Source organism: Planktotalea sp. (assembly GCF_039984035.1).
GTDB lineage: Bacteria > Pseudomonadota > Alphaproteobacteria > Rhodobacterales > Rhodobacteraceae > Planktotalea.
The window spans coordinates 1-5,568 of sequence record NZ_JBDWVM010000014.1 but is presented as its reverse complement, the minus strand read 5'-3'; the positions used below and the strand labels follow the sequence as shown (position 1 = coordinate 5,568).

Genomic DNA, 5,568 nt, shown 5'->3' with positions numbered 1-5,568 from the left:
GATTTTAGCGTACCATTCTGTCGAAAACTCGCCCAGCGGAATGGTTGGGAAACGCTGTGAATTGAAGGAAAAGATCATGCTGAAGATGATCGGCGCAAAGACAAAGGCAAAGATCAGCGCGACATATATCCCGAGGATCACGTTTAAGGTGCGGTTTGCGTTCATTTGGCACCTTTTGGTTTGCGATAGGCCAGCGCGATACCGATGAAGGCGATAGCAAAAAGCGTGACCATCATCATGATCGCGACAACGGCAGCCCGCGGCCATTGCTGCCCTGACTTTGTCGTATCGAGGATCAAGATTGGCAAAGTCGGTTCTTGGGAGCCTCCCAGATAGAAGGGCGCGACGAAGTCACCGAAGGACAGGATGAAACAAAAGATCGCGGCGATGATCAGCCCTGTTTTAGACAGGGGAATAATCACCTGCCAAATGGTTCGAAAGGCCGAACACCCAAGATTGCGCGCGGCTTCTATCAACGTTTTGTCGATGTTCGCCATCGTCACAGTTTGCAAGATAACCACCAAGGGCAAGGTGAGCGTCATGTAGCCAACCAGCGTGCCGAAATTGGTGTTGAGCATTGTGTAAGGACCAAGGCCGATGCTCCCCAATATCGCATTCACCACGCCGCTTTCCGAAAGGATCACAAACCATGAAAAAGTGCGCACCAAGTAGGATGTGAAGAAGGGAATGATTAACAGGAATATCGCCCATCGCCGCGTGCTATCGGAGGCGCGGAACGCCAGTGCAAACGCCGCTGGAAAAGCGATGCACATCGCGCAGATCGTGGAAACGGCCGCGATGAAGACTGTGTACCAATAGCTGTCCCAAAAATACCCGCGGCTTAGCATCTTGGTCCAATTCACGAACTCGAACGCTTCGGTCATGCGGTAGTTTTTCACCAAGAAAAACGACATCGCGATCATGAAAAGAACGGGACCGACAAAGAACAGGAACTGCCAGAAGATAATTGGCAATCGCCATGTCAGCGCAAAGAGATTGAGAGTTCGACGCGGTCTAGTTGGCATATTGGGCACAGGGTCCATTGACCTTTGCGGGCGATCTAAGGATCGCCCGCAAAGGTCAAGTATAAGCGTCTATTTACGCGTTTTTGTACTCGGACCAGAAGTCATTCCAATCCTCGAGCCCCTGCTGCTGAGGAATATCACGGTAGTGAATGCGTCCCTCTTTGATCAGCGTAATCGGGTCTTGTGGATCACCGTCCATCTGGTGGCTACGCTGCGCTTCTGCACCATCCGCTTCGATTAGGGCTGCACGACCCGCTTTGGTCACACAGAAACCGGGATAGGCTGCCATTTGAGCAGATTTCACCTGACCGACAGGCGAGAGCATATATTGGATGAACTTTTTGACTTCTTCCGTCTTTTCGCTGCCCTTCCCGATTGAATAGCTTTCCGTAAACTGAATGCCGCCTTCTTTCGGGATGACAGAACCGACAGGTGCGCCATCTTTTTCAAGCACACCAGTGATCCAGTCACCGATACCGCACATCGCCTGCATTTCGCCATTCTTCAGGCCGTTGAACGTTCCACCATAATCAAAGAAACCACCAGCCTGTTTGCGCAGGCCCATCGTTGTTTCCTGCACAGCGTCCCATTTGGCATCATCAAGATCCCAAAGACCCGCGCCGTTGCCGTTATAAAGGCTCATCATGCCAAGGTTTGGCAGGTGCCAATCAAAGTGTCCGACTTTGCCTTCGAGTTCCGGCTTCCAGAAACAAGAATAGCTTTGCGCTTCTTCTTCGGTCACGGAGTTTTTGTTATATGAAACACCCAAATGACCCCCGCGCAAGATCATGGAAAACAGCTTGTCATCCGCCCAATGGCCCGGGAACTTTGAAAAGTCCTCATGCAACATGTCATCAAGAGGGTAATCTGCGGGATCAAGCGGATCGATATAGCCCGCCAGGTTGAGCTGCTGAACAAATTCCGCGTCCGAAAGAATGATATCGTAAGTGCCGGGAGGCGATTGCGCGATCAAGGCCAACATATTGTCGCCGCCCGCGTAATACTTGGGAACGAATTTGACGTTGTTGGCAGCTTCGTATTCCGCAACAATATCCGGCTCACCGTGGCCATACCATGCCAGCATGTTGATCTCAGTGGTCGCAGCCCATGCGCGGCCCACGAAAGGTGTCGTCAATACAGCCGCTCCCCCTGCTTTCAGCAGTTGGCGACGGCTCGGCTTACTCATAAATGACTTTGGTTCGGTCTTAATCATCTTCATCTCTCCGTTGAACGCTCTTTCACTTGAAAGAGCTAAATTATTATTCAGACCAGATTTTCCGGTTCCGTTTTCATTGGAGGCTAGTGCAGGGAATGAGTTATGGGAAATTTATCGTTTATATGCTTCCATAATGAACGCTTATCTGCACAAAAAAAGGTCAAGATTGCTGATCAAGTGCCAGAATCATGGCATCAATTGCAGCATAACCGCTCGCACCGAGCTGGGTTTGGCGCGCAAACAGGCCAATATGGAGATATGGCAACGCAGGTAATCCATCCGCTTCCGTAAATATGCGCATGCCATCTAACACGGTGGGCGCTGTTAGGCAGGACACGCCCAAACCATCACGCACAGCCGCCTGAACCCCGCCAATCCCGGGGCTGGAATAAGCGATACGCCAGCTTTGTCCCGCCAGCTTTAATGCCGTGGACATGCGATCGCGATACACACAGCCGTAAGGATGCACGACCAAAGGAATTTCTGGCTGCGCTTTGATGTCAAAGTCTTCAGCCCCGACCCAAGTCGGTTGCTCCTTCCAATTCCGAAACAGGAATTGCTGATCATCTCCGTCAAACAGGGCAACAACCACGTCAATTTCATCGCGGCGCAACGCACTCAACAAGTGTTTCGACAGATCACAACAAATCTCAATCTGCACATCTGCATACTGACGAACCACATCCGTGAGGCAAGATTGCAGCGTATCGACAGCATAATCGACGGGCAAACCGATGCGCAATTTTGCAGATTGTTCGTGCTTATCAAATCGCGCCATCGCAAGATCATTGAGACGCAAAATCTGACGCGCATGCACTTCAAGCTCTTCGCCCCGTTCGGTCAATGAGATGGTTTTGCCGTTCCGTTCGATCAAATCATAGCCAACCACCTGCTCCAGCCTTTGCATTTGCAAACTAATGGCAGGTTGGGTGCGGCCAAGGATTTCAGCCGCGCGCGTGAAGCTCTCCACTTCGTTTATTGTAACGAAAGTGCGCAACAGTTCGGTTGAGAGATTAACGACTGGCATGGCTCAACATTAGTTTGAGAAATGCAAATCAGGCAACCATAATGCGAACAAATACCCGTTTAACAGGCGCCAAACCACAGACACCGCTTAGCAATTCACCAAAGGCAATGCGCTTTGCTAACATCTGGCCTTCATAAACAAGTCCTCTTACCTACACAGGTAAGCTAAATCGGAAACGCCATTTCAGGTTTGTATGTCTTGAAGCTTTCTAAGTACTGGGCGTTCGCTTGGCGCTGCCACTCTGTTCCGGGTTGGATCGCTGTCACGCATTTATATGTCTCGCGGTATCTGGCCGTGTTGTCATTTTCCTCCATGACAATAGCCACCATGCCCGCAACTTTGCCCTGTTGTTGTTCAACCAATTGCACAGCACCATGCATCGTTCCACCCGTTTCGACCCACTGATCGACCAACAAAACTCGGGTTTCTGGCGCGAATGCAGGCAAGCGCATTTCCATCGATTGCGTTTGACCGGAATAATTGGTCATCGAGGCGCTATCGGTATCGACGCAGAGCTTCCCAGCTTTGCGGATCGGCAAGAAGCCCCGCCCAATCCGCGCGGCGATCCCAGCGGCCAGCACGAAACCCATGGCATCTAGGCCCGCGACAACATCAATCTCGCTCGCATCCAAATCCGCACAAAGATCATCAAGCAGATCGTGATAGGCCTCCCCATTGATATAAATGGAGGTCGGATCGAGCCATGCAAACTTGTCACCTTTGGTATTGGGAGCCATGAGCGAAAAATACCAACGGTCGTCTCTTGGGCCTTTATCGTGGGTCATGTGATATTCTCCGTTCTGTCTGAGTAACGTTCATAAGATGCGCGAGGCGAGCAGGATCAATATTGTAAAAATCACCCTCAAAATTGATGCCTGTCGCCACCATGAAAAGATCAACATCCTCTGCATAGTGCGCCGCGTTGTCAGGTGTTATGCCAGAGGCAAGACCAAGTGGCGCATTCCCGCAGTGCTTTCGAAACGTTGCGATCTTGCCAACATCTGCAGCATGGCCCGTCGCGACCCCGGAGGTTACAACGATGTCCATAAACTGCGCCGCAATGCGGGCGCTTTTTCCGTAATCCGCGGGGTCAACTTCGCGCTGCTTCTTAAACGCAGTTCCGCCGATATAGAGCCCATTCCAGCCGCTCTCTTTGCGAATTTGAGCAATCTTTTCCGCCTCATGTTGGCCAGTTTCAGGCAGGCGTTCATCGATGCGGGCATCATCAGCCCAATAGCCATCCACCCGAACACCGTCCGCCTGCAACTGTCCCAAAATCGGAAAGGCATACTCACCAGTGACGGCCAGAAAATTCACGCCAATCCAATAGCTCGGAAAGGCTTCGCGCATCTCCCTTATGATCGGGACGAGCTTTTCTTTCTCAAAATCATGATTGATCAAGAACACCCCCGAACATCCACCATCGATTGCGGCTTGGATGTTCGTTCGCGTTTGCTGCGCATCAAGCACATGAATAACCGGAAGAATGACCGGCCCTGAAGCACCAAATTTTCGTCTGAAGTCGTCTCGGTTCATGTCTTGCCTCAAAATACCGCGCTTTAAAAAGTGCTACCACCGAGGCCGAGATTTAGAAAATTTATAGTATTTATTCAGACATAACGTTTCCGAATGACTGAGCTGCTTGGGCAGTTCTAATTGGTGGGTTACCGCACCACGAGAACTGCCCTTACCAATCTTGTCTGACCTTTAAGTCAAGCACAGCACCGTGCATCAGTGGGTGGCGTTATTTTGGCGCGTTCAAAGGGCTTGCACACAGCACGTGCATCGCCAAGACGCAGGACAACACGGCCATTTAGCAATTCAGACTCGTTCAGAGACAATAATGTAAGGCCTGAATTGTCGTGCCCAAATTCGACCAGCAATGGCGCTTGCCCCAATTCAGGCATAGCTGAGAGGCTCTTTTCGACAATCACGCGAAACTTCCCCACATTCATATGACTGGTCCCTGCCCCATCCAAAAGCTGTAACCGTGTCTCTTCCCAACTCTCAATCTTGCCACCGCAATCAATGCCTTTGCTCTGAGAATGGCGCAGTTCGGTGACATGATATCCTGCACCAATGTCGCCTTGTTCAGTTTGAAAAACCAACGGTAGCTCTGAATCATGGCGCGAGATGTCCGCAAGTAGCTCTGCAAAACTTGTCATTTAGCATCCTTTCATTTCAACGATTCTTGAAATAACATACATTCAGATCAAATCATTTCAAGGGTTGTTGAAATATGAACGCCGAGAATGCAGCAAACTTGTTTGGAGTACTCTCCAACGCAGACCGATTACATG

6 protein-coding genes are annotated in these 5,568 nt (G+C 50.6%); all 6 read right to left on the bottom strand.

Annotated features, from left to right (window positions below; genetic code table 11):
- Positions 1-161 precede the first annotated feature (161 nt).
- Complete coding sequence (locus ABJQ89_RS00735) at positions 162-1,025, bottom strand: ABC transporter permease (protein WP_348494367.1); 864 nt, start codon at positions 1,023-1,025, stop codon at positions 162-164.
- A gap of 73 nt (positions 1,026-1,098) precedes the next feature.
- Positions 1,099-2,238 carry an extracellular solute-binding protein gene (locus ABJQ89_RS00730; RefSeq protein WP_348494366.1) on the bottom strand — a complete coding sequence of 380 codons (1,140 nt, stop codon included), beginning with the start codon at positions 2,236-2,238 and terminating at the stop codon, positions 1,099-1,101.
- Positions 2,239-2,401: 163 nt separating this feature from the next.
- Positions 2,402-3,268, bottom strand: coding sequence for a LysR family transcriptional regulator (locus ABJQ89_RS00725; RefSeq protein WP_348494365.1), 867 nt, complete (start codon positions 3,266-3,268; stop codon positions 2,402-2,404).
- Positions 3,269-3,432: 164 nt separating this feature from the next.
- Positions 3,433-4,053, bottom strand: coding sequence for a phosphoribosyltransferase family protein (locus tag ABJQ89_RS00720; protein ID WP_348494364.1), 621 nt, complete (start codon positions 4,051-4,053; stop codon positions 3,433-3,435).
- Positions 4,040-4,804, bottom strand: coding sequence for an adenine phosphoribosyltransferase (locus ABJQ89_RS00715; RefSeq protein WP_348494363.1), 765 nt, complete (start codon positions 4,802-4,804; stop codon positions 4,040-4,042). The genes ABJQ89_RS00720 and ABJQ89_RS00715 overlap by 14 nt, the downstream gene beginning before the upstream one ends.
- 176 nt (positions 4,805-4,980) lie before the next feature.
- Positions 4,981-5,433: a DUF6428 family protein gene (locus ABJQ89_RS00710; protein WP_348494362.1), complete on the bottom strand. Its 453-nt coding sequence runs from the start codon at positions 5,431-5,433 to the stop codon at positions 4,981-4,983.
- Positions 5,434-5,568: the final 135 nt, after the last annotated feature.